The following is a 25,213-nucleotide window of genomic DNA, read 5'->3' on the forward strand; positions in this document are numbered from 1 at the left end:
ATCCGCCTCCTACTGAATCAGTTCCCAAAGTGCTTCCATCACTTCTTTATTTTCTGCTTTTGTTCCTGCGGTTACTCGAAGATAGCCATTCATAAATCGAATCGAAATGCCTCTTTGCTTTAATGCTTCAAACACTTCTTTTGCACGTTTTACCTTCATAAAAATAAAGTTTGTACTCGTCTCGTAGACGGTTTCGATTTCTGTTTTTTTATCTTCCATCGCTTTCACCGCCTGATATAACTCGTCTCTGGATGCCTTTAAAGCATCAATGCAGGAAGTCAGATATTCCGGATGAGAAAATAATACGCATCCGATTGCCTGTGTCACGGAATTGACATTATACGGTGCTTTGATTGCATGTAAAATTCCTGTCAACTTTTCGTTGGTAACTGCAATTCCAAGGCGGATTGCTGCCATTCCAAATGCCTTCGAACAAGTCTTTAAAACAATTAAATTATCATAATTTTCTACTTCGTTTAAGACGGAATTACTTTCATTTTCAAATTCCATATAAGCTTCATCCACAATCACCAGCGCATCTGTACCCTCGATAATTTTTATAATATCGTCACGTCCGATTCCAAGAGAAGTCGGATTACACGGATTGGAAAAAATCAGCAGTTTTGCATTTTTCTCTTTCGCACGCTGTAAAATCTCTTCTGCTGAAGTTTTCATGCTGTTTTCTTTTTGAAGGGATTCTACTTTGATTTTGTGAAACGGTGCATAAAACCAGTACATGGAAAAATCCGGTACTGCGACAAGCATCGTATCACCCTCGTCCAGAAAATACGGTACTACCAGAGAAATTAATTCATCCGAACCATTTCCGGCAGTTAAAAGTTTCGGGTCTACATGATAATATGCACCTGCTTTTTCACATAATTTTCTTGCGTACGGGTCAGGATAACGGTTAAATGCAATATTAGAAACCGCATTTAAAATTTCCTGCCTGATGTTTTCCGGTACTTCACAGAAACTTTCATTTGCATCAAGATGAATCCGAAAATCCTCCGTTACAGGGTCATAAGGATTTAAGTCTTTTAATTTTTCCGGTAATACATACGTCATTTTCTAGGCCTCCTTTGCTCTTTTTTTATATCTTTTTCGATTTTATCAATTAATTCTTCGATTTCTTTTTTTCTAAGCTTCATGCTTGCGATGTTAACAATCAGTCTGGCACTGACCGGACACACCTCTTCTTTTACAACAAGCCCGTTTTCTTTTAAAGTTGTACCGGTTTCCACAATATCTACAATTGCATCTGCAAGTCCAAGTACCGGTGCAAGTTCTACGGAGCCTTCAATTTTTACAATATCTACATCCATGTTTTTTTGTTCAAAATAATTTTTTGCGACATTGACATATTTACTTGCAATCGTTAAAGTTTTATAGCCTTCATATAAGTCTTTCTCTTTTAAGGTCGCAACAGCAAAACGACATTTTCCAAATCCTAAATCTGCCACTTCATAAAATGTTCCGCCTTTTTCCATGATGGTATCTTTTCCGACTACACCCATGTCACAGACACCACTTTCTACATAAGTAACAACATCGGCCGCCTTCGCAAGCACGACTTCGATTTCACCATTTCCAATTGGCATGATTAATTTTCTGCCTTTTTTTCTGGCATTGGTACAGTCATATCCTAAACGTTCTAAAAGTTCTACTGTTTTATTTTCTAAACGCCCCTTTGTAAGCGCGATTCTAATTGGTTTCATCTTTCATTGCCTCCCAGTGAGTAGCTATACATCCTATTTTTTTTTCGTTAAACAAACGGTAATATCGTCTCCCACCAGATGCACTTTCGGTATTCCTCTCATTTTTGCATAATCAAATGCTTCTTCCATTGTATCAAAAACGCAGTTTTCCGTCAGCATGCCCTGGTCTTCCAGTTCTCTGCGATGATGGACTGCTTTTGCCAAAAACTTCGTATCCGGTGCAAATACCAGCACTTCCGGTATATTTTCCTCTACCGTTTTTACTTTCTGGCTTGCCAAATCTACATTGATTCCAAATCCGACAGAACATTCTTCCACTCCAAAATCCTGCAGAAGCTGGTCGTAACGACCGCCTGAAAGCACCTGCTCTCCAATTCCGTGGAAATAACCGCGGAAGATAATTCCGGTATAATATTCTGCCAAGTTAACAAGTCCCAAATCGATGATTACTCTATCACCAAGTCCCAGTGCCTGCAAGTATTCATAAATTCCCTTTAAGTAATCCAGACTTTCTTTTGCGCCATTTTCATCAAATAGTTCATACGCTTTTTCAAATACTTCTGCGCCGCCAAACAATCTTGGCAGCTTCAAAAGTGCCTGCGCAGCTTTGCTGTCTTTGTATTTTCCAAGCATATCGGTAAGAGAGGCATAGTTTTTCTGTTCAATCTGATAACGGATTTCCTCTTTGGTATCTTCATCCACATCCAGACTGTTCATAATTGCCTTGAAGTAACCAATATCACATAATTCCAGACGGTATTTTCCATTTCCGATAGTACTTAAACATCTTGCTGCAAGTTCAACCACTTCAAGGTCACTTCTTAATTTTTCTCCGCCAATCAGTTCAATTCCGACCTGATTGATTTCTGTACTCTTTCCTTTTAACTCCGGAAACATACGGTAAATATTGTGGTTATAAAATAAACGAAGCGGCATCGGCATCCCTTTTAATCTGGTTGCCGTCAATCTGGCCACAGGTACGGTACAATCCGGACAGAGTACCATCAGTCTTCCTTTATGGTCTGTCAGTTTATACATACTTTCCTTTGGCAGATATTTCGCCGCTGATTTTCCAAATACATCATAAAATTCAAGTGCGGGTGTCATAACCCTCCGATACCCCTGGGCTGTAAACAAGTCCTTCAGGGTCTTTGTTACCTGTGAACGCTGTTCACATTCACCGAAAAGTAAATCTTTTGTTCCATCTGGTGTTATCTTATCATAATATCTCATTTTTCTTTTTCGACCCTTGCCTTTCTATGTATTTTCAAACGATTAAAACCGTGGGTTCTCTCGCTCACTCCATTATAATATCCATTTTTCATATTTTAACGTGCTACCATAGTAACATCTAAATTTTGGGTTGTCAACCTTTTTCACCCCATGTAGCCTGCAAGCCATACGCTTGCAGCAATTCCCACCGCAGAAGCAAGAAATGCGCCTGCTATCGTGTATCTCGTATCCTTTATTTTTGCTGCCATAAAGTACACCGACACTGTGTAGAAAATTGTTTCCGTACACGACATCATAATAGAAGCAATTTTTCCGTTTCGAGAATCCGTTCCAAATTCCCGAAAAACATCAAGTAAAAGCCCTGTTGCCGCACTTGAAGAAAACATCCGCACAATTGTAAGCGGTACTAAAGCCGACGGAAATCCAAACGGCTCTGTCACCTTTCCGAGCACTTCTCCAAGCATGGTCAAAAATCCTGAAGCACGCAGGACTCCTACTGCCACCATAAGCCCGATTAATGTTGGAAGAATCTGAATGACTGTCTCTAAGCCCTCTTTTGCGCCCTTTACAAATTCCTCATAGATGTCACATTTCATTAATACACCGAAACCGACAACGTAAAATAAAATCAGTGGAATTATCATTTCTGAAAAAAACAGCAGAACTCTCATCTTATCCCTGTACACCCCATTTTTATTCTTTCTTTCATTATACTCTACATCAGCCTTAAAAATCCCACCCTCTTTCATTTTAGCATTTTTTATCTTTTTCTCCTGTTTTTGCTATTTATGAGTCAGTTTTCTATAGAATTTTCTTTTCTTTTTTATATAATTAAGAAATAAGAATTTAATTTAAAGCTCAGGAGGAAAACCATGTCTATCTCTGAAAAAATAAAAAATGAAATCGTACCTCAGTTTCTGTATAACGGTACATTTATTTATGAAGAACCATTTGGCTGTGGTCACATCAACAGTACGTTTGCCGTTTATTTCAGCCGTGAAACGAAACCACCTGTCCGCTACATCCTTCAGGCTATCAATACTTCTATTTTTAAAGACCCTTATGGATTGATGGAAAATATTGAAGGCGTTACTTCTCACTTAAGGAAAAAACTAATTGAGCAGGGAAAAGACCCAAGCCGTGGAACTCTTACTGTTATTCCTACAAAATCCGGCTCTTCCCTTTTTAAAGACAGCGAAGGGGTTTACTGGAGAAGCTATACTTTTATTGAAGATGCAACCTGCTATCAGACCGTTTCTTCTCCTGAAATCTTCAAAAATGCCGCAAAAGCGTTTGGACATTTTCAGAAACTGCTTGCCGACTATCCAGCTGACACCCTGCATGAAATCATCCCAAATTTCCATAACACTCCATCCCGCTATGAAGATTTTAAAGCGGCCATAAAAGCAGATAAAAAAGGTCGTGCAAAAAATGTACAGCAGGAAATCGAATTTTATCTGGAGCGTGAAACCGACGGAAAAACAGTAGTTGATGCCATCAATGCCGGAAAACTTCCACTTCGTGTAACCCATAATGATACAAAGCTGAACAACATTATGATGGACAATACCACAAACGAGGGAATCTGCGTCATTGATTTGGATACTGTAATGCCCGGTTCTGTTTTATACGATTTTGGTGACAGCATCCGTTTTGGCGCAAGCACTGCTGCCGAAGATGAAATTGATTTAACCAAAGTTTCCATGAGCTTAGAACTCTTTGAAGCTTACACTGCCGGTTTTCTTTCTGAAGCAGGCGATTCTTTAACGAAAGAAGAAATTGAACTGATTCCATTTTCTGCAAAACTGATGACTCTCGAATGTGGACTTCGTTTCCTTACTGATTATTTAAATGGAGATACCTACTTTAAAATCCAAAGAGAACATCATAATCTTGACCGCACTCGCACTCAGATGATTCTGGTTGCTGACATGGAACGTAAAATGGATGATATGAAACAGATTGTCACAAAATACATCTAAATTTTCTCTGTTCAACTGAAATTTAAGGAGGAATTCTTTATGGAGCAGACAATTTCAATCGAAAAGATTTTAAAAGAACTTTATCATATATCCGGCTTCCGTATCAGTGTTTACGATACTTATTTTCAGGAAATTGCTGCTTTCCCGAAAGAACTCGGCTGTCTCTGTTCGCTGATACAGGAAAATCCGAAAGGTCGAAAACACTGCGTAGAACAGGATATCATGGCATTTCGTAAAGTACAGGATGAAAAACGGCTTCACATTTATAAATGCCACTTAGGGCTATATGAGGCAGTTGCCCCGCTTTATAGTTTCGGTACTTTAACCGGATATCTGATGATGGGTCAGACCATCAACAAAGGAAAAGAAGCTGCAAAAGAGACATTCAAAAAAGCGCTTCCTTATATGAAAAAAGATGACTATGAATTGTTGCAGGATACGATTGCCCAGATTCCGGTCAGTGACCGTCAGACAATCGACTCCCTTGTTACAATCATGGAAATCTGCGCTCAGTATATTACTCTGACAAACCGTATGCAGTTAACGAAAAAAGAGCTGGTTTCAGAAGTCCACAGCTACATTGAAGAACGCTATGGACAGCATATCACCATTGATAACCTCTGCTCCCAGTTCTTCTGCAGTCGTTCCTCTCTCACCAGAAAATTCAAAGAGACTTACGGAATTTCCATTCATACTCATATCAGTCAGGTTCGGCTGAAAAACAGCCGTCGCTTATTGGAATCTTCTGATTTGAGTATCGGAGAAATTGCATTTCACTGTGGTTATAATGACCAGAACTATTTTACACGTGCTTTTTATAAAGCACAAAAAATGACCCCAAGGGATTATCGAAAAAAATTCCGCCAGAGTCGTTTATAAGTTAAAAAGTCCGTTATCACCTAAATATAAATAGTGATAACGGACTTTTTTTATTATTCAGCTGTTTCGGTTGCTTCTGTATCAGCATTTTCACCTGCATCTGAATTTTCATCTGCCTGTGTGCTGTCAGAGGATTCCTCTGTATTTTCTGTTGTCTCAGTGCTTTCTTCTGCTTCTGAACTATCTGTATTTTCTGTTGCTTCTGTTGTTTCGCTTGATGTATCAGCCTGTTTGAAGCTGTAAACATCTTCATCTGTTAATGTTACTGTTTTCCATACTTTTTTATTAACTGAGATTTTCGTTTTCTTTGCCCATTTTTTAAGCAGTTTATCATAAGCTTTCTGTTTTCTTTCTTTTACAATGCTGTCTTTTTTTGTCTGAGTAGAATCTTTATCAAAAACACTGTCCATACGGACTACATAGTATCCGTCACTGCCTTCGATGACATCAGAAGCAAGTTGACCATCTTCTGTCAGTTCTTTTGCTGCTTTCATTACGTCAGCATCAAGAGAGGAATCTTTATCGTCTTCATTTGTGCTGTAAGTTGCAGTAGACGAACTAAGCGACTCATCCACTTCTTTTGCAAGACTGTCCACATCTGCGCCGGCAATATCTTCCTGCGCTTTTATTTTATCTAATACCTGCTGTGCCTGGTCTTTCTTTGCAGCTTTTTCTTCATCTGTCAACTCTGTAGAATTTCCCTCATCATCTTTAGTCGCTTCTGTAGAAACTTTGCAGTACGTAATTTTACTCTGCTGTGCTTCTTTATCTTCTACATTGGTATCTACATCAGCTGTCATCGGGTCATACATCTTTGTCTGATAGCTGTATAACTCAAGCAGTTTTTCAATGTCGGACTGGGTCACTGCGAGTTTTGCAATCGTTTCTGCATCATTATCTGTCATAAATTTTTCTGCTGCGGCTTTTAATTCTTTCTGTTCTTCATCTGTGATGGTTACATCATAATCTTTTGCATGCTGTTCTAACAATACCAGATTATGAAGCTGATCCATAATGTCGTCTTTGGTGCTTTCTGCATAAGTTTTGCCATCATCGCCTTTATTTCCCCACATTCCTGTAGTGGATGTTCCAAACATGGAATAGTAAGACATCATCTGAGCCTGGGTCATACGAAGCATCATGTTCACTGTTCCGGCTGTAATTTCTTCCTTTCCAACCGTCGCTACTGTCTTCGTTCCATCTAATGTACTTCCACATCCAGTCAAACTGGTCATTGTCAATGTTGCCGCAAGAGTCGTGCAGGCAAGAACCCTTCCTAATTTATTCATAATTCCTCCCGTATTTTCATTTCCATTCGATATTTGATGTACTTTTGGTGTACTTGTTAAGTATAATCTTTATTGTTCCTTTGAGCAAGGGATTTTTTGTGAACTTTCTGGTAATAATGCCTCAAACTCATGGAGAATTTCCAAAACCAGGTCAAGCGCCTTATAGAACTCTTTCGCTTTTCTTCCTTTCAGGGAAATCAGGAAATAAAATTCTTTTCCTGTCCGCACAGACATCCGGTCTTTATATTTTTCTAAAATCGCAGGAATCCCCTCCGTTTTTAATTTTCCACGTTCAAACATCGTTACTTTTACTTCCTGATTGATCTGCTTGATTTCTCTTACATAAACCCTGTGTGCAAGCGCCTTTAAATTTGCAATTGCAAGCAAATTCTGTACCGCCTTCGGCGGTTCTCCAAAACGATCCATCAGTTCTTCTAACATATCTTCATATTCTTCTTCATTTTCAATTCCGGCAATCCGTTTATAAATATCCAGCTTCTGATATTCATTTGGAATATATTTTGGCGGAATGTAGGCATCCATCTCCAAATCAATTGTAGTCTCAAACTCTTCTGCCTGTTCCATTCCTCTTTCTTCCTGAACCGCTTCGTTGAGCATTTTACAGTACAAATCATATCCAACCGCTTCAAGATGCCCGTGCTGTTCTGCACCCAGAAGATTTCCCGCACCGCGAATTTCCAAATCACGCATCGCAATCTTAAATCCGCTTCCCAGATCCGTAAATTCCCGGATGGCATGCAATCTTTTCTCGGCAACTTCTTTTAGCATCTTATCTTTTTTATACATTAAAAAGGCATAAGAAGTCCTGTTTGAACGACCCACACGACCACGAAGCTGATAAAGCTGGGACAAACCAAGCCGGTCAGAATCATGAATAATCATGGTATTGGCATTTGAAATATCCAGACCAGTCTCGATAATTGTCGTGGATACCAGCACATCAATTTCTCCGTTGATAAATCCATACATAATTTTTTCCAACTGATGCTCCGGCATCTGACCGTGTGCAAAGGCTACATTTGCATCCGGCACTAATTTTGCAATCCGATTTGTGATTTCATCAATATCATTGACACGGTTATACACATAATAAACCTGTCCGCCCCTTGCCAGCTCGCGGTTAATCGCCTCTCTTACCATCTCTTCGTTGTATTCCATTACGTAGGTCTGAATCGGCATACGATCCATCGGCGCTTCTTCTAATACACTCATATCACGGATTCCAATCAGACTCATGTGCAGGGTTCTCGGAATCGGTGTTGCCGTCAGCGTCAATACATCCACATTTTCTTTGAGTTTTTTGATTTTTTCTTTATGAGTCACGCCAAACCGCTGTTCCTCATCCACAATCAACATTCCCAAATCTTTATAGACCACATCTTTTGACAACAATCGATGCGTTCCGATTACGATATCCACAAACCCTTTTTTCAAATCCTCAATGGTTTTTCTTTGTTCTGCCGGAGTCTTAAACCGGCAAAGCAAATCAATCCGCACCGGAAAATCTTTCATTCTCTGAACAAAGGTATTGTAATGCTGTTGTGCAAGAATAGTCGTCGGAACAAGATAGACCACCTGTTTATCTTCCTGAACCGCCTTAAATGCTGCACGAATTGCAATTTCGGTCTTTCCATATCCGACGTCCCCGCAGACCAGACGATCCATAATCTTGTTACTTTCCATATCTTTTTTAGTCGCTTCGATCGCCGCTAACTGGTCTTCCGTCTCCTCAAATGGAAACATTTCTTCAAACTCTTTTTGCCAGACCGTATCCGGTTCATAGCAGTAACCATTCTTCTCCTGTCTCGCAGCATAAAGAGCAACCAAATCTTTTGCAATATTTTTTACTGCTCCACGCACCTTTGTTTTGGTCTTGTTCCATTCCTGACCGCCTAATTTATTTAACTTCGGCGCACGTGCATCCGCTCCGGCATATTTTTGCAGTAAATCTAACTGAGTTGCCAGAATATATAAATTGCTGTTACCCGCATATTCAATTTTAATATAATCTTTCACTACTTTATCTACGGTAACTTTTTCAATCCCACGGTAAATTCCCAATCCATGATTTTCATGAACCACATAATCTCCAATCGAAAGTTCTGAAAAACTTTGAATTTTCTTTCCGCTGTATTCTGTTTTCTTTCGCTTCTTTTTCTTCTCTTTTCCGAAGATATCGCTTTCAGTAATCAAAACAAAACGCACCATCGGATACTCAAATCCGCTTCTGGCATATCCATACGTCGTTACAATCTCACCCTCATGGATTTCACGATTTCTATCCTCCGTATAAACCGCCGTCAAGCCTTCATTTAATAAATCCTGTGCCAGACGTTTCGCCCTTGTTCTTGAACCGGACAACAGCAACACCTGATATCCCCGTTTTTTCCAGTTTTTCAAATCTTTTATTAAAAGTTCAAAACTGTTATTATACGAATTTACCGATTTGGTTGTCAGATAAAAGGAATCATTTATCTGCCAGTCCTCTTTCTGCTGTTCCATCGTACAGATTCCAATGCCGTTTTTCTGATTAATTTTATGAATCAGCAGTTTTTTCCCGCATAATAAATCTGTCTGTCCTGCCAGAAGATAACCTTTTTCAAGGCGGTGCTTCATGCTCTCACGGAATTCCGTTTCCACTGCTTCCACACTTGCTAAAAGATGATTTGTTTCGTCTAAAAAAAGGAGTGTATCCTCCTCCTCAAAATAGTCTAAAAAAGTGACCGGTTCTTTATAAAAATATCGGATAAAATGTTCTGCTGATGAAAAATCATGAAATTCCCGCATTGCGCTGACTGCTTCATTTACCATATTTTTGATACGTCCGGCTTCTTCCGGCAAAAAGGCATCCCGAAATGCCTGTATCGTCTTATCCCGCTCTTTTTCAATGGATATCAGACCTTTTTCCAAAACCGAATCATCAAGTATCATCTCTTCTGCCGGATAAATGGTAATCTCGTCCAGATTTTCAATGGAACGCTGACTTTCGGCATCAAAACTGCGGATAGAATCAATCTCATCGCCCCACATCTCGATTCTCACCGGATTTTCCTCGGTTAAAAGAAAGATGTCCACAATTCCACCACGCATGGCAAACTGTCCCGGGGTCTCCGCCTGCGCATTGTACTCAAATCCCATATTAATCAAATCTTTTTTGAGTGCTTCGGTATCAAGCACACTGTCATTTTTAAAATGCAGGACATGCTTTTTAAGTACGGAAATCGGAAGAAGATAATCCATACAGCCACTGATGCTTGTCACCACCGTCACACTCTTTTTCTCCAAAAGTGCTGCAATTACCTGCATCCGCTGTTTTGTGAGCAGATTTCCATGAATATCTGCTTCAAAGAAAATTAAATCCCTCGCCGGATAATAAAAAACATCCGGATAGTAAAATTTCAAATCTTCGTACAACTCTTTTGCTTTTAATTCATTTTCCGCAATGACAAGACGGTTCTTCTTTTCCTGCCCCAGTCCGTAAATGACATGCGCTTTTTGCGAATCAATACATCCGGCAAGCTGTAAAATTCCACGATTTTTCTCTATTCTGTTTTTAATTTCTTCGTATTCACCAAGTTTTGAAAGTGGCTGCAAAAGTGCCTGCATGTTTTCTCCCTCAATTTATTTATTTCATTCCTATTTCTTTTTTGCGTTATAACGGTTCATGGCAGTTTCAATGCCCTCTGCTAAAATTAATTCTACTGCATCGGCAGCTTCTTTGATTGCTTCATCGACCAGAACACGTTCGTCTTTATCAAAACGTCCCAGTACATAATCTGCCAAATCCCATCCCTTTGGTTTTGCTCCGACTCCTACTTTAATTCGATAGAAATTCTGGGTTCCAAGCTGGGCAATAATGTTTTTGATTCCATTGTGTCCACCGGCGCTGCCTTTTTTACGGATTCTTATCTGTCCCGGGTCCAAATCAATATCATCATAGATGACAACCAGTTCTGTCTCTGCATCCATTTTATAATAATTGATTAATTCCCTGACTGCTTCTCCGCTCAAATTCATATAGGTCATCGGCTTTGCAAGAATGACTTTTTCTCCGGCAATCACTCCCTTGCCATACATCGCTTTCCGGTCGATTCCAGATCCGGCAATCCGATGACGGTCTATCAATTCATCAATGGTATCAAATCCCATATTGTGGCGGGTTTTATCATACTGTTTTCCTGGATTTCCAAGTCCTACTATTAAATACATATCAGCTCCTTAACTAAAATATACCAGTTCATCTTTTAACGGTTCTGTCTCTTCCACAGAAATCGCATAGAGTACTGGACCTGTTTCACCGTAAGCCGGTACAAATTCATATTTCACTTTGGCTACGACATTCACCCATTTTCCGGTTTTTAGATGACGTGCTTCATCGCTCTTGCAGACAAATCCTAAAAATGTGGTGTCATCTGCACAGCAGGTCATTGCCATACGTCCCGGTACAAATTCATTTTTAGCAAATTCTCTGGATTTTAACACCATTCCGGTAAAAGAAACTTTCTTTCCGTTATAAGTATCCGCATGGTCTCTCGCATCCAGATACCAGATTCCATAATCCTCATTTGGAATTTCAATCGTCTCGGCCTTGACATCAAATGGCATTTCTCCGTCAAAGATATCCTCGATTTCACCCTCTTCATCTTCAAAAATCAGTTCTGCACCCGGATTTACAACTTTAATGCTTCTTCTGAAATTTGCAAGCGGAAGTTCGGTATCTGCACGGTTAAATAATACTAAATCTGCATTTCTTACCATTTCCATAAACAGGGATTTCATATTGTTAAGGTATACCTGAAAGGTACTTGCATCTACTGTCACAATATGCTGTTCGATTCCCCATCCAGACGGAAATGTCAGTTCTTCTAATTTGCTTACCTGCCACATTCCGTTGTATTCAATGATAACGCGACCCGGATTATAAAATGCATCATAAGCAACCAGACGCTCTGTGGTCAGTTCCTCAATGCTGTCGATTACTTCTACAGAAGTACGGCTTTTTTTCAGCACTTTTTTATCGTATTCTTCTTCACCCTCCTCACAGAGAATTAAAAGGGTCGGTTCATCAATCTGAAAATACTCCTGTGCGAGTGTAAAATTCAAAAATGATGTTTTTCCACTCTCAAGAAAACCTGTCATAAGGTAAATCGGTACTTTAAATTCGTCCATTTTTTATAACCTTTCTTAAATATCATGATGTGAGTGTCAAAACTTCAGTTCAACACTCACACCTTAAGCTTATTTGTATTGTTATTTTTCTCTCGTATCTTGATTATGCAAGACCGAATAATCTGGCCAGATTTGCTTCATTCATCTTAGAACCGATGACGCAGATTCTTCCGGTGTATTCCGGTGCACCTTCACGTACATCTGCTTCACCCGGAACCATATCAAAGTAAATCCACTGTCCATCTTCGCCCTCTACCATACCTTTTGCACGCAGTACCATTCCGTACTCGTCATTATGGTTAGAGAGTGCTTCCAGAATCTCATGAATTCCTTCTTTTGTATATTTCTTTGTTGTCTCTTTCCCCCAGCTTGTGAACACTTCATCTGCATGATGGTGATGATGATGGTCATGGTCGTGTCCGCATCCACATTCTTCATGGTCGTGATCATGATGATGCTCGTGATCATGGTCATGTCCGCATCCACATTCTTCATGGTCATGGTCGTGATGATGTTCATGATCATGGTCATGTCCGCATCCACACTCTTCATGGTCGTGGTCGTGATGATGTTCGTGGTCATGGTCATGTCCGCATCCACACTCTTCATGGTCGTGGTCGTGATGATGTTCATGAGCATGATGTCCACCACATACCGGGCAAACTTCTTCATCCATTAATTCTTTTTCCAAAGAGCGGTTATTTTCCATTGTATCCAAAATCTTTTCTCCGGAAAGTTTTTCAATCGGAGTTGTGATAACTGCTGCTGTCTGATTCAGTCCACGGATAATCTCAAGTGCCGCTGCAATTTTTTCTTCGGAAGCTTTATCCGTTCTGCTTAAGATAACAGTTCCGGCATATTCAATCTGGTTGCTGAAAAATTCACCGAAGTTTTTCATATACATTTTGCATTTTGTTGCATCCACTACAGTTGTAAAGCTGTTTAATTTGATTTCAACTTCGTTTTCGATTTTCTGAACAGCCTTGATAACATCAGAAAGTTTTCCGACTCCTGATGGTTCGATTACGATACGCTGTGGTTCATACTTTGCGATTACTTCTTTTAAAGCAGTTCCAAAGTCACCAACTAAAGAGCAGCAGATACATCCGGAGTTCATTTCACGAATTTCTACTCCTGCTTCCTTTAAGAAACCGCCGTCGATACCGATTTCACCAAATTCATTTTCAATTAAAACGACCTGCTCGCCTTTATATGCCTCTTTTAATAACTTTTTGATTAATGTTGTTTTACCTGCTCCAAGAAATCCTGAAAAAATATCAATTTTTGTCATCTTCAATTACTTCCTTTCCAAAACAAATGTTTAAAGACTCCAAGAGTACATTTTGTATAGCACGGTAAAAGGGGACGAAAGTTCCACTTTCAGTACTTCCGCCCCTGTTTATCATCTATTTTAGGATTTTACCACAACTAACTCGAAATTGTCCAGTCCATCGTCAATTAATTTTCTCTTCTAAATCTTTTCACTTTCTTTTTACGAAAATTGTGTTAGAATGAGATGAAAGATGTTGTTGAAAAAAGGGGATTTTTATTATGTACAGTTTTCAGAATGATTACAGCGAAGGAGCACATCCAAATATTCTTCGCGCACTTGAAACCATCAACTACCACCAGAATAATTCTTACGGATTAGACGAGCATTGCGATAATGCCCGCGATAAAATCCAGGAAGCACTGGAAAATTATGGAGTTGATATTCATTTTATTACCGGAGGAACGCTGACAAATCTTACGTTTCTTTCGCATGCTCTGCGCCCTTATGAGGCAGTCATCAGTGCGGATACCGGTCATATTAATACACACGAAACCGGAGCGATCGAAGCAAGCGGACATAAAGTGCTCTCTATTCCTTGTACCGATGGAAAACTGACTGCTGACCTGATTCGTCCGGTCTTAAAACAGCACGAAAATGAGCATTGGGTAGAACCTCGTCTGGTCTATATTTCTCTCCCAACCGAACTCGGAACCGTCTACACAAAAGAAGAACTTGAGAAACTTTATCAGTTCTGCAAACGCCATAATCTGTATCTTTATATCGATGGTGCACGTCTTGCCATGGCACTTGCTGTAGAAGAAACACAGCTGACCTTAAAAGATCTGCCGGATTTATGCGATGCCTTTTATATTGGCGGTACAAAAAACGGAGCAATGTTTGGTGAAGCACTCATTTTAGTAAACGATGATTTAAAAGACCATTTCCGTTTTAATATGAAACAGCGTGGTGCGATTCTCGCCAAGGGTTGGATGATTGGCGTACAGTTTGAAGAACTTTTCCAGGATAATTTATATCTCGAACTTGGAAAACGCAGTGTGGCACTTGCACAGCGTTTAAAAGAAGGCTTTATCGACTGCAAGATTCCATTTTTATGCGATTCACCTACCAATCAGCTTTTCCCGATTTTCCCGAATGAATTCGCCAAAAAAATCAATGAGAATTATGTCACAACTTTCCAGTGCAAACCGGATGAAAACCATACCTGTCTTCGTTTCTGCACCTCTTGGGCGACAAATGAACAGGCTGTTGAAGATTTTATCAAAGATTTAAAACAGTGGTCTTATATCTATGCTTGACAAATATCAGAATAGACGATATGATATAAAAAACAAAGAAAAGGGGAGCTGACGCGTCGGCTGAGAAGAAATACGAACGGATTTCGACCCTATGAACCTGATACGGATAATGCCGGCGTAGGAAGCATATTTTATGTGAATGATTAAGGTGTACCTGTCGGGGGTGCACCTTTTTTTATTAGCTAAACGTCTTCAAACAAAAGCTTATCAATCTAAATGCGAAAGGAGAATCAACCGTAATCATGGAATACACAACACAGATGGATGCCGCAAGAAAAGGCATTATCACAAAAGAAATGGAAATCGCAGCAAAAAAAGAAAACATGGATGTCAAAGAATTAATGGAATATATGGCAAAAGGCCAGGTTATCATTCCTTGTAACAAACTCCATACTTCAATCGAACCAAACGCAATCGGTTCTATGCTCAAAACTAAGATCAATGTAAACCTTGGAATTTCCAGAGACTGGAAAGACATGGATATGGAAATCGAAAAAGTAAACAATGCAGTCAAAATGGGGGCTGAATCTATCATGGATTTAAGCTCTTACGGAGATACCCGCACCTTCCGTAAACGTCTTACCAAAGAATGTCCGGCTATGATCGGTACTGTTCCGATTTATGACGCAGTTGTTTATTATCACAAACCATTAAAAGAAATCACTTCCAAAGAATGGATTGATATCGTGCGTATGCATGCGGAAGATGGAGTTGACTTTATGACCATTCACTGTGGTATCAATAAAGCCACCGCAGGACGTTTCAAAGCAAACCGTCGTCTTACCAATATCGTTTCTCGTGGTGGTTCTATCATTTTTGCATGGATGGAAATGACCGGTGAAGAAAACCCATTCTATGAACATTATGATGAAATTCTTGACATTTGTCGTGAATACGACATCACTATGAGTCTTGGAGATGCCTGCCGTCCAGGATGTTTAAAAGATGCTTCTGATATCTCCCAGATTGAAGAACTTGTTACTTTAGGCGAACTGACTGCACGGGCATGGGAAAAAGACGTACAGGTTATGGTAGAAGGTCCTGGCCATATGCCAATGAACCAGATTGCCGCAAATATGGAAATCCAGAAAACCATCTGCAAGGGTGCACCTTTCTATGTGCTCGGACCTTTAGTAACAGATATTGCTCCAGGCTATGACCATATCACAGCTGCAATCGGTGGTGCAATCGCTGCCGCATCCGGAGCTTCCTTCCTTTGCTATGTAACTCCTGCAGAGCATCTGCGTCTGCCAAGCCTTGATGACGTAAAAGAAGGCATCATCGCTTCCAGAATTGCAGCACATGCCGCTGATATTGCAAAAGGCGTAAAAGGTGCCATCGAATGGGATCACCAGATGAGCCTTGCAAGAAAGAAATTAGATTGGGAGGAAATGTTTGATATCTGTATTGACCCGGAAAAAGCAAGACGCTACCGCGCCGAAGCCAAACCGGAAAAAGAAGATACCTGCAGTATGTGTGGAAACTTCTGTGCTGTAAAAAATATGAACCGTATCTTAGATGGGGAAATTGTAAATATTTACGATGAATGATACTACAACTGATAAAATGACAACAATGGAGTTTTTGGCTCAAACCAAAAACTCCATTGTTGTCATGTGGATATTCGCAATCCGCTTCGCTACTTGCTCATAACCAAATAGCTGCTACGCAGCTTATCAGAAGGGGCTTGCCCCCTCCTGATACAAGCAAGTCCCCACCCCTGCTTATTGCTTTTCGCAATTGAAGCAGGGGACTTACTTGATTTGGTTAAAATATTTGATATACTCTGCTTTCGTTTCTATTTTTGCTCCCATTCCAAGCAATATTCCCGCTATAATGCTTCTATGACAAAGCGCTTCTTCCTCACAGTAACATCCCAGTATGATATTTTTTTCTCTGCTTTTTTCACACAACCATCCAAGCTTCTCTAGCGCGCTTTGATTCTTTACAAGGTCGTCTAAAAAATGAGGTACATAAACGGTTTGAAAATATTCTTCATCAAAGATTCCAAGGTGGAACGCCTTTCTGTATGCTTTAAATACTTCCTTTGAAGGACTCAGTTCCTGCACCAGCTTTTCTGTTGTGGGAGTTGAGTCTGGGGAACGGACAATCCACCAGACTTCATCATATTTTGTTTCATCAATTTTTGGGATACATCCGGTATAAATTATGACAACTCGCCTCTTCTTACACAACACTTCTTCGTCTGAAATGCAATTCCATATTTCAGAATCTGTTCGATTCCTTCTTTCTCCAACATTTGTGTATATCTCTTTTCGTCTATCTGTTTTAATGCTTCTTTACAATCTTTTTCTACGGAGTTTTCAGACCCCAAAAGTCCAAAAACTCCGTCCTCTAATTAATATGTAAATACAGCAACTCCATAAGCCGGTAATGGATATGCGAAAGAAAATTCTCTTCCATCACATTCTTTTTTCTGTGCCATATAAACGGTTTTCTCTACCGGCACATTCCCGCCAAATTTCGGGTCTTTACTGTTTAATACCAGACGGTACTGTTTCTTTTTCGGAACACCGACACGATAATCATCTCTCGCTACCGGTGTACAGTTAATGACAAACAACAGATTATTTCTTCCTGTCGGTGATTTTCTGATAAAGCTGTAAATGCTTCTGCTGGCATCATCCGCATTAATCCACTCAAATGCCCCCTCTGTGTGGTCTGTTGCATAAAGTGCCGGATATTTTTTATACATTTTCAAAAGCTCTTTTACATAGTCTCTTAACTCACGATGGCTGGACTCTGCTGTTAAATACCAGTCGAGTTCTCTTGCTTCGCTCCACTCCTGATACTGTCCAAATTCCTGACCCATAAAGAGCAGTTTTTTACCCGGATGTCCAAGCATATAAGAATAACCGACTTTTAAGTTTTCGATTTTATCCTGTCCAAGTCCCGGCATTTTATTAATCATGGAGCATTTTAAATGAACCACTTCATCATGTGATAATACCAGCACATAATTCTCACTGTATGCGTAAGTCAGAGAGAACGTCATCTTATGATGATTGTATTGACGGAAATACGGATCTAACTTCATATATTCAAGGAAATCATGCATCCATCCCATATTCCATTTTAAGCTGAATCCTAAACCGCCGTCTTCCGGATGTGCGGTTACTTTCGGCCATGCTGTAGACTCTTCGGCAATCATGACCGTTCCTTTATTTCTTCCAAGCACGACTGTATTTAAATGTTTGAAAAATTCAATCGCTTCTAAGTTTTTATTTTCTCCGTATTTATTCGGAACCCACTGTCCATTTTCTCTTCCGTAATCCAGATACAGCATGGAAGCCACCGCATCTACACGAAGTCCGTCAATGTGATACTGTTCCATCCAGAACAGCGCATTTGCAATCAAAAAGTTCTTTACTTCATTTTTTTCATAATCAAATACTTTTGTACCCCAGTCCGGATGTTCACCCTTTCTCGGGTCTGCATATTCATAAGTCGGTGTGCCGTCAAAATCAGCCAGTCCATGAGCATCTTTCGGAAAATGCGCCGGTACCCAGTCTAAGATAACACCGATTTTATTTTTATGCATGTAATTGACAAAATACTGGAAATCATCCGGTGTGCCATATCTGGAAGTCGGTGCATAATATCCGGTTACCTGATAGCCCCAGGAGCCATCAAATGGATGTTCTGCAATTCCCATTAATTCTACATGGGTATAGCCCATATCTTTTACATATTCTGCCAGAGAATGTGCAAGTTCTCTGTAATTATAGAATCCATCTTCATCATGTTCATTCTGAGGATGTTTTCTCCATGAACCCGGATGTACTTCATAAATGGACATCGCATTTTTATTTACATCATAGTTCTGACGATTTTTCATCCATACAGAATCATTCCATTTAAAGTTTGTGATATCATAAACGCGGGAAGCATTTCCCGGACGTTTTTCTGCATAATTTGCATAAGGGTCAGCCTTATAAAGCAGTTCTCCTGATGGTGATGTGATACAGAATTTATATAAGTCTCCAGATTTGACTCCTGGTATGAAAAGCTGATAAATTCCCATGTCATTATCACATTTCATAATGTTTTCATTTGGGTCCCATCCATTAAAATCTCCAACTACCGCTACTTCCTGTGCACGAGGAGCCCATACTGCGAAATAAACGCCGTCTTTTCCTTTCTGTTTTGTCGGATGTGCTCCCATGAGTTTATAAATCTCATAATGTGTTCCCTGACCGAACAGATAACGGTCCATTTCCGTAATCTTTAAAGTTTGATTTTTCGCCATAAGCTTTCCCCTTCTTTAAACTGATAATTTTCTATCATTTATATTTTTATTTTTTCTTTTTCTGTCAAACCCCGCAGCCATTTCAGGTATAAATCCCATGTAAAAACTGATGCACAATCTCATACGTTGTCTCATTCGAAATGTGAAACGTCTCGCCTTCTTTCAGACTGTAATTTACAGTCAGAATGTGGTGATTTAATACACCGGTAAATCCAACCGCAAATAATTCCTGACGTCCTCTCATATTTCCAAGCTGTCCTGCCGCATCTTCAAAAATTTTAACCATCATTCTATAATGCCGCTCAATCAGAGGTGCAACCACCTGATAAGCTTCATTTTCTCTTCCCAGATAAAAAAGAGACAGCATGAATAAATAGAATTTCTGATGCTTGCTACAATAATCAAAAAATGTGCGCGCAACACGATAAAGCACGTCTTTTAAATCTCCGCTTTTATTAATTGCGTCCAGGATTTCATCCTCTAACTGCTGATATCCACTCTGTAGCAGATTTTCAAGCAGTCCCCGTTTGCTTCCAAAATAGTAATACAGCGTTGGTTTGGTAATCCCTGCAGTGTTTACAATTTCCTGTACCCCAACTGCGTCATATCCTCTTGCATAAAAAAGGTTCAACGCTGACTTTTTTATCAATTCTTTATTATCCATAAACTGCCCTCCGGCTGTCTGCATGTCTTCGTTGTACTCTATTATACCAATCGGTATATTAAAAAGCAAGCCTTGTTCTTCTTTATTTTACACCAAATAATTTCTGCGCATTTTTCTTCGTTGTCTCGACAACTTCTTCATAAGAAATTTTTTTAATTCTCGCAATTTCCTCTGCCACATAATTTAAATACAACGAGCAGTTACGTTTTCCACGATACGGTTCCGGCGCCAGATAAGGCGAATCCGTCTCAAGCAGTAAATAATCAAGCGGTGCATATTCTACCACTTCTTTTAATTTCTTTGCATTTTTAAATGTGACAACACCGCCGATTCCAAGATAATATCCCATATTCATATATTCTTTTGCATGTTCTAAAGAATAGGAATAACAGTGAATCACTCCTCTTAAATAATCCGCCCTCTCTGCCTTCATCAAATCCATGGTATCTTTTGCCGCATTTCTGCTGTGTACAATAATCGGCAGGCTCATCTCTTTTGCTAAATCCATCTGACGCACAAACCATTTCTTCTGAATTTCATGGCTCTCTTTATCCCAGTAGTAATCCAGGCCGATTTCACCGACGGCAACTGTCTTTTCTTTTTCACAAAGCTTACGCATCCATGCGATTTTTTCTTCATCCAAATCTCCGACTTCATCCGGATGAACACCGATTGCGCCATAGACAAACGGATAACGTTCCATCAAGGTTACCGTTTCTCTTACCCCTCTAAGGCTTGCCCCAACATTGATAATGGTATCAATTCCATGTTCATGCATCGCCCAAATCAGGCTGTCCCTGTCCCCATCAAACGCCTCGTCATCATAGTGTGCATGTGTTTCAAATATCATTTCTTTCTCCTTTTTAGGAAAAGACCCCCATAGTCCGATTTTCATCTTACCTATGGAGGTCTGTTGTAATTTATATATCAGAAAGTTTTCTCTTATTTTAGCAGATTTCTGCACCTGCCGGCATCTCTTTATCTGGTGTCATTAATGCCAATGTACCATTTTCATCCTCTGCGCATAACAGCATACCTTCAGAAAGTACACCTGCAAGTTTTGCCGGTTTTAAGTTTACCAATACCATTACTTTCTTTCCAACCATATCCTCTGGTTTGTAATTGGACTTGATTCCAGATACAATCTGTTTTACCTGATTTCCGATTTTTACCTGAGAACAAAGCAGTTTCTTGGATTTCTTCACTTCTTCACAGGCAATAATTTCACCTACCTGGAATTGCATTTTCATGAAATCATCAAATGTAATTTCCGGTTTTGCTTCAATTTCGATTACCGGTTCTTCTTTCTTTTCTTCTGCTGTTCCGACTTTCTCGGCTTCTTCTTTCTTCATTGCCTCTACTTTTTCCATCACTTCTTTGATATCAAGACGAGCAAAGAGAATTTCCGGTTTTTCTGTTACTTTGTTTCCAGCCGGATATAAACCAAATGTATCAAGTTCTTCATAAGTTCTCTTTGGTGCATTTAACTGAGCTAAAATCTTTTCTGTTGTTTCCGGCATAAAGGATTCGAGTAAAGAAGCCCCGATGCAGATACCTTCTACCAGATTGTAGAGTACTTCTGAAAGGCGGTCTTTTTTATCTTCTTCTTTTGCAAGTGCCCATGGCATTGTCTCATCAATATATTTATTGCAACGTTTAAACAGAGTAAAGATTTCTGTGATTGCATCTGCAACACGCAGCTCTTCCATTTTATCTGCAACTTTTTTCTTTGTTCCAAGTACAACTGATTTTAATTCTTCATCAACCGGTTCTGTCACTCCGGTACTTCTTACTTCTCCGCCAAAATATTTATTGGACATGGAAATCGTACGATTTACGAGGTTTCCAAGGGTATTTGCCAGTTCAGAATTTAAACGTTCTACCATTAATTCCCATGTAATCACACCATCGTTTTCAAATGGCATTTCGTGCAGTACAAAATAACGAACGGCATCTACTCCAAAGAAATCAACTAACTGGTCTGCATAAATAACATTTCCTTTGGATTTACTCATTTTTCCATCGCCCTGAAGCAGCCACGGATGTCCAAATACCTGTTTTGGAAGTGGTAAATCAAGTGCCATTAAGAAAATCGGCCAGTAAATGGTATGGAAACGGATGATATCTTTTCCAATCAGATGTAAATCTGCCGGCCAGTCTTTCTTAAACTGCTCTGTGCTGTTTCCATCGCAGTCATAACCGATTCCTGTGATATAGTTGGTCAACGCATCTAACCATACATAAACAACATGTTTCGGGTCAAAATCAACCGGAATTCCCCATTTGAAAGAAGTTCTGGAAACACAGAGATCCTGAAGTCCCGGAAGCAGGAAGTTGTTCATCATTTCATTTTTTCTGGAAACCGGCTGAATAAATTCCGGATGCTCGTTAATGTATTCAATCAGTCTCGGTGCATATTTGCTCATTTTAAAGAAATAAGCTTCTTCTTTTGCCGGTGTAACCGGACGTCCACAGTCCGGACATTTTCCATCGACTAACTGAGATTCGGTAAAGAAAGATTCACAAGGAGTACAGTACATTCCTTCATAGTATCCTTTATAGATATCTCCCTGGTCGTACAGTTTTTTAAAAATTTTCTGAACCTGTTTTTCATGGTCCGCATCTGTTGTACGGATAAATTTATCATAAGAAGTATTCATTAAATCCCAGATGTTTTTAATTTCTCCAGATACTTTATCAACAAATTCTTTACAGGTTACACCTGCCTCTTCTGCTTTTAACTCAATTTTCTGTCCATGTTCATCTGTACCGGTCTGGAAGAATACATCGTATCCCTGCTGTCTTTTAAATCTTGCAATACTGTCTGCAAGTACTGCTTCATAAGTATTTCCAATATGCGGTTTGCCGGAAGTATAGGCAATCGCTGTGGTAATATAATATTTTTTCTTATCCATGATTTTTTCTCCTTTACTTTTTTCTATGTACTCACAGAATCAAACACAGAAAGATTCCGAGCGTAAAGATTCCGAGCGTACATTTTTGTTTAACGGGTTTCTTTGAATCAATTTTTTTTGACAGACCAAAAAAGCTCATCTTCTTCATTCTGATTGATTTCAGAACGAAAGAAGACGAGCTATATACCCGTGTTACCACTTCTTTTTATCTTAGCCTCACAGCCAAGACCTTAATGGGTGCTTTCACACCTCTCCCGCTATAACAGGCGGAACCTGTTGCAGCCTTACCTGATTTTACTAAATTACAGGTTCGGTGCACCTCTCAGGAGCCATCTTCCCCAAAGTTTTCTTCATTCCTCTCAGCCACCGGAATTTCTCTGTAAAAGAAAAGCAATGCGTACTCTCTCCGTCATCGTGTTTGTCATCTTTTTAGAGACTAACACATTTTTCTGATTTTGTAAAGGTAGCAGATGCATTATCCAACCGCATATTTCTGCACAACAGTATCAAATTTTTCATTCTGTGCTTCATAGATGACACAAAGTTCTTCCTGCCAGTTCACACTTAACATTCCGAGAATTGATTTTGCATCAATTGTAATTCTTCCGCTTACCACGTCGATATCAAACGGGCAATTACAGGCTGCTCCTACAAATTCTTTAATTTCTTCTACTGTCTTAAAGGATATGATTTGCTCTTTCATGGTATACTCCTCCGCTTTTCTTATGCTCGTTAATTTTTTGTCGATTGTTATGATTAGGATGATATACCAAAATCAAGAAAAATGCAATGTATAATTTTTTTAGATTTTTGAATTTTTTCAGCTATTTCCGCTTTCGTATGTAACACACATTGCAAAATAATGCATTGCTATACTTTGTCATATAGCCGATATACTCTTTTTTATTGATATAGTACTCTTTTCCCCACGAAGAAACCCGCATCCATTCTTCGTCCATCTCTGTGACTGTCACAAAATGCGCAGATACCTTATTCGAGGAAAGATAGCTTCCCATACTGTTTTTCTGATACAGATTCAGTTTTTCTTTTTTCCGGAAAAATGGCAGATTCGGACCAATGGATAAAATAACCGGAATATCATGGGACAGCATGGCACTCATGCGGTTCCATAACTTTTTGCGCCCAAATCCCCAGCTTGCAGTCAAGCCGGTGTGATATTTTGCCAAATAAGCATTTAAACCCACTACCAGCACCCATCCCGGCATACCAAAGTGTGGAATCAGCGGAAGATAATCTCGTCTCATTTTATGGACATACTTTAAGTACTGTTCCCGTTCGATAATTCCGTTTGAATCCTGCACTTCTTCAAAAAACTTTGTTCTGCATCTTTGTTTATTTAAATCAAGGTACAACAATAAATCCGTTCCTGCAATCACTCCGCATCCGCATTTGCGAATGGTCTTAGAACTGCTCCAATTCTGATTTCCCCCATAAGAAAGACTGCCTTCTTTTTCGATTGATGGAAACGGATTACACAGACGATACCTCTTCATTAATCAGACCTTAACCTCAACTGTTTTTTCTAATGAAACAGAAACCGGTCCGCCCATTTTACATTCTACTGTTTTTCCATTTTCCTTTACGACCGTTGCTTCAATAATTCCCCCTGGCTGTTTTAAAATATAAACATATTTTCCATCATTCTTCTGTTTGCTTAAATAAACCGCCGTTGCCATACTTCCGCTTCCACAACTGCTTTCCCATACAAGAGAACCTGTTTCTTCTACATAGACAACCGGTGTCATCCGGTAACGTTTTTCCATTCCATCTGCACTTGGCTCTAAGAACATAATTCCACACGCATCACATTTATGTTTTGCCATTGCAGCTTCAAGCACCGCCTGTACAAACGCATCTTCTCTTCTTGGACCTTTTACAATTACATGATTAATTCCGTCAAAGACAACCATTGGATAGCTTCCGTACTGAGCAGTTTCCACTTCTTCTATTTTTTCAGGAAGCGGCATCATGGTTTTACTTGTTCCTGCCTCATAATCTACTTCCACGTCAAGTTTTTCAGAAGAACCGCTGACATCTACAGTTACCGTCTTTTTGTAGGCGTCCTTTGACTCTTGCTCCTTTCCAAGCAGATAGCCAAAACTTCTGGTTGCATTTCCACAAAATTCTCCACCCATCATTTCCATGTGACTGCTTCCATCTTCATGTCTTTCAATGAAACCAACCTGTTCTCCACGGAACTCTTTGATTGCTAACAGTTCATTTGCAACCTTTGCATATAAATTTCTTTCCACCGGACTGGTAACAAAAATTGTGATATTTCCGGCCGGGTCTGCTACTCGTAATTTTACCTCCATACTTAACATCACCTTTCAAAAAAATTCTTGTGTCTATTATACCACATTTTCGCCAAAAATTTGTAAAACATGATATCGACTTTCGTGAAATTGTATGCTATATATGTAAGTAGCAGATTGATTTATTTTTTTAACCAGGGGGTGTAGT

General features: G+C 39.5%; 22 protein-coding genes and 1 riboswitch. Of the genes, 4 read left to right on the forward strand and 18 right to left on the reverse strand.

The features are described 5' to 3' along the window. Positions 1-9: 9 nt before the first annotated feature. From hisC to ACYQ2D_RS08050, 4 genes are all read right to left on the reverse strand, one after another. Complete coding sequence (hisC, locus tag ACYQ2D_RS08035; protein WP_117456992.1) at positions 10-1,068, reverse strand: histidinol-phosphate transaminase; 1,059 nt, start codon at positions 1,066-1,068, stop codon at positions 10-12. Beyond that, entirely contained in the window at positions 1,065-1,718 is a 654-nt protein-coding gene (gene hisG, locus ACYQ2D_RS08040; RefSeq protein WP_459785076.1) for an ATP phosphoribosyltransferase, read from the reverse strand. Before hisG ends, hisC begins: the two co-directional genes overlap by 4 nt. Positions 1,719-1,751: 33 nt before the next feature. After that, entirely contained in the window at positions 1,752-2,951 is a 1,200-nt protein-coding gene (gene hisZ, locus ACYQ2D_RS08045) for an ATP phosphoribosyltransferase regulatory subunit (RefSeq protein WP_459785078.1), read from the reverse strand. Between the two features lie 143 nt (positions 2,952-3,094). After that, positions 3,095-3,622: a spore maturation protein gene (locus ACYQ2D_RS08050; RefSeq protein ID WP_117457044.1), complete on the reverse strand. Its 528-nt coding sequence runs from the start codon at positions 3,620-3,622 to the stop codon at positions 3,095-3,097. A 201-nt stretch (positions 3,623-3,823) separates the two neighbouring features. Between ACYQ2D_RS08050 and ACYQ2D_RS08055 the strand changes: the two genes are divergently transcribed. Both ACYQ2D_RS08055 and ACYQ2D_RS08060 read left to right on the forward strand, forming a co-directional pair. Next, positions 3,824-4,933: a phosphotransferase enzyme family protein gene (locus ACYQ2D_RS08055; RefSeq protein ID WP_117456995.1), complete on the forward strand. Its 1,110-nt coding sequence runs from the start codon at positions 3,824-3,826 to the stop codon at positions 4,931-4,933. A gap of 39 nt (positions 4,934-4,972) precedes the next feature. Further along, positions 4,973-5,812 (forward strand): PocR ligand-binding domain-containing protein, encoded by an 840-nt coding sequence (locus ACYQ2D_RS08060; RefSeq protein WP_117456996.1) that lies wholly within the window; start codon positions 4,973-4,975, stop codon positions 5,810-5,812. A 53-nt stretch (positions 5,813-5,865) separates the two neighbouring features. Here ACYQ2D_RS08060 and ACYQ2D_RS08065 read toward each other — a convergent pair whose 3' ends face one another. The 5 genes from ACYQ2D_RS08065 to ACYQ2D_RS08085 form a co-directional block, all read right to left on the reverse strand. Then, on the reverse strand, positions 5,866-7,101 hold the full coding sequence (locus ACYQ2D_RS08065) for a SurA N-terminal domain-containing protein (RefSeq protein ID WP_459785080.1): 1,236 nt from the start codon (positions 7,099-7,101) through the stop codon (positions 5,866-5,868). A 69-nt stretch (positions 7,102-7,170) separates the two neighbouring features. After that, the gene (gene mfd, locus ACYQ2D_RS08070) at positions 7,171-10,728 is read right to left on the reverse strand and encodes a transcription-repair coupling factor (RefSeq protein ID WP_444146964.1); all 3,558 of its coding nucleotides are present in this window, start codon (positions 10,726-10,728) and stop codon (positions 7,171-7,173) included. A 30-nt stretch (positions 10,729-10,758) separates the two neighbouring features. Further along, on the reverse strand, positions 10,759-11,331 hold the full coding sequence (gene pth, locus ACYQ2D_RS08075; RefSeq protein WP_022303191.1) for an aminoacyl-tRNA hydrolase: 573 nt from the start codon (positions 11,329-11,331) through the stop codon (positions 10,759-10,761). A gap of 9 nt (positions 11,332-11,340) precedes the next feature. Beyond that, the gene (locus ACYQ2D_RS08080) at positions 11,341-12,291 is read right to left on the reverse strand and encodes a TIGR03943 family putative permease subunit (protein ID WP_022303192.1); all 951 of its coding nucleotides are present in this window, start codon (positions 12,289-12,291) and stop codon (positions 11,341-11,343) included. Positions 12,292-12,394: 103 nt separating this feature from the next. Then, on the reverse strand, positions 12,395-13,582 hold the full coding sequence (locus ACYQ2D_RS08085; protein ID WP_117456999.1) for a GTP-binding protein: 1,188 nt from the start codon (positions 13,580-13,582) through the stop codon (positions 12,395-12,397). A gap of 260 nt (positions 13,583-13,842) precedes the next feature. Between ACYQ2D_RS08085 and ACYQ2D_RS08090 the strand changes: the two genes are divergently transcribed. Both ACYQ2D_RS08090 and thiC read left to right on the forward strand, forming a co-directional pair. Further along, positions 13,843-14,880: a threonine aldolase family protein gene (locus tag ACYQ2D_RS08090; RefSeq protein ID WP_118701354.1), complete on the forward strand. Its 1,038-nt coding sequence runs from the start codon at positions 13,843-13,845 to the stop codon at positions 14,878-14,880. A gap of 31 nt (positions 14,881-14,911) precedes the next feature. Beyond that, positions 14,912-15,022: riboswitch (TPP riboswitch) on the forward strand. A 100-nt stretch (positions 15,023-15,122) separates the two neighbouring features. After that, on the forward strand, positions 15,123-16,430 hold the full coding sequence (gene thiC / locus ACYQ2D_RS08095; RefSeq protein ID WP_022303195.1) for a phosphomethylpyrimidine synthase ThiC: 1,308 nt from the start codon (positions 15,123-15,125) through the stop codon (positions 16,428-16,430). A gap of 204 nt (positions 16,431-16,634) precedes the next feature. Here thiC and ACYQ2D_RS08100 read toward each other — a convergent pair whose 3' ends face one another. The 9 genes from ACYQ2D_RS08100 to ACYQ2D_RS08140 all read right to left on the reverse strand — a co-directional run bounded on the left by ACYQ2D_RS08100 (position 16,635) and on the right by ACYQ2D_RS08140 (position 25,065). Further along, on the reverse strand, positions 16,635-17,075 hold the full coding sequence (locus tag ACYQ2D_RS08100; RefSeq protein ID WP_459785082.1) for a DUF488 family protein, N3 subclade: 441 nt from the start codon (positions 17,073-17,075) through the stop codon (positions 16,635-16,637). After that, complete coding sequence (locus ACYQ2D_RS08105) at positions 17,048-17,215, reverse strand: PD-(D/E)XK nuclease domain-containing protein (protein ID WP_117457001.1); 168 nt, start codon at positions 17,213-17,215, stop codon at positions 17,048-17,050. The genes ACYQ2D_RS08100 and ACYQ2D_RS08105 overlap by 28 nt, the downstream gene beginning before the upstream one ends. A 24-nt stretch (positions 17,216-17,239) precedes the next feature. Then, positions 17,240-19,150 (reverse strand): 1,4-alpha-glucan branching protein GlgB, encoded by a 1,911-nt coding sequence (gene glgB, locus ACYQ2D_RS08110; RefSeq protein ID WP_459785083.1) that lies wholly within the window; start codon positions 19,148-19,150, stop codon positions 17,240-17,242. 82 nt (positions 19,151-19,232) lie between these two features. Beyond that, positions 19,233-19,814 (reverse strand): TetR/AcrR family transcriptional regulator, encoded by a 582-nt coding sequence (locus tag ACYQ2D_RS08115; protein ID WP_022303199.1) that lies wholly within the window; start codon positions 19,812-19,814, stop codon positions 19,233-19,235. A gap of 82 nt (positions 19,815-19,896) precedes the next feature. Beyond that, the gene (locus ACYQ2D_RS08120; RefSeq protein WP_022303200.1) at positions 19,897-20,664 is read right to left on the reverse strand and encodes a TatD family hydrolase; all 768 of its coding nucleotides are present in this window, start codon (positions 20,662-20,664) and stop codon (positions 19,897-19,899) included. 97 nt (positions 20,665-20,761) lie between these two features. Further along, positions 20,762-22,729, reverse strand: coding sequence for a methionine--tRNA ligase (gene metG / locus ACYQ2D_RS08125; RefSeq protein WP_117457003.1), 1,968 nt, complete (start codon positions 22,727-22,729; stop codon positions 20,762-20,764). A gap of 475 nt (positions 22,730-23,204) precedes the next feature. Continuing rightward, the gene (locus ACYQ2D_RS08130; protein ID WP_022303202.1) at positions 23,205-23,432 is read right to left on the reverse strand and encodes an HPr family phosphocarrier protein; all 228 of its coding nucleotides are present in this window, start codon (positions 23,430-23,432) and stop codon (positions 23,205-23,207) included. A 121-nt stretch (positions 23,433-23,553) separates the two neighbouring features. Continuing rightward, a complete protein-coding gene (locus tag ACYQ2D_RS08135) occupies positions 23,554-24,243 on the reverse strand; it encodes a hypothetical protein (protein WP_022303203.1) in 690 nt (229 codons plus the stop codon). Positions 24,244-24,246: 3 nt separating this feature from the next. Further along, positions 24,247-25,065, reverse strand: coding sequence for a histidine racemase CntK family protein (locus tag ACYQ2D_RS08140; RefSeq protein WP_022303204.1), 819 nt, complete (start codon positions 25,063-25,065; stop codon positions 24,247-24,249). Between the last annotated feature and the right edge of the window lie 148 nt (positions 25,066-25,213).

This window comes from Blautia stercoris (assembly GCF_054657695.1).